This is a genomic window from Oleiphilus sp. HI0066 (assembly GCF_001635725.1).
In genome coordinates, this window is record NZ_LWFH01000333.1 from 1 (window position 1) to 545 (window position 545).

Here is a 545-nt window from a genome sequence, read left to right on the forward strand (position 1 = left end):
ACGAGAATTAATAGTGACTAATTGGAACGAATTAGCGCTATTCACACCTAGTTACCCTTCCTAAGAGCCGATATAATCTATCGGCTTTTTTATTCGATATAACAACGAATTACCTAAATATAAATTTAAACTAGGGGGTAGGAATTTCGTGGTTTCCAATACTTTAAAAAGTCGCTCACCCATTGAGTGGCTATCGTCCCTTCCTGCTTGTATCTTGCTTTTGATGGTTGTCATCTTTAGTACAAGTAGTGATGTCCATAACCAAATACTGCAAGTAGGCGAACATTATTGGGAGGGTTATTACAAACTACGTACAGATCCCGAGCTACCAAGCTGTGATGCTCAACTTGATGTTGAGGCTGCCGTACAAGAGCGACTAGCTGAAAGCGCGGAAGAAGACGACTTCGGTCTTTTCGATGCCGAACCAGCTGATCCTGAGCTCATTCGCCAATCAATAATAAACTCAAAAGCAGATTGTGTTGCTGCCTTTGAGTCGTACGAAGAAACTAAACAACGAATCACTCCTGCATTGGAAACTTTCAGAG

The 545-nt window shown here is 41.5% G+C and carries 1 pseudogene; it reads left to right on the top strand.

Annotated elements, in window-relative coordinates:
• Window positions 1–148 precede the first annotated feature (148 nt).
• Window positions 149–545: pseudogene (locus A3738_RS04790) on the top strand (C4-dicarboxylate ABC transporter); the annotation flags it as partial.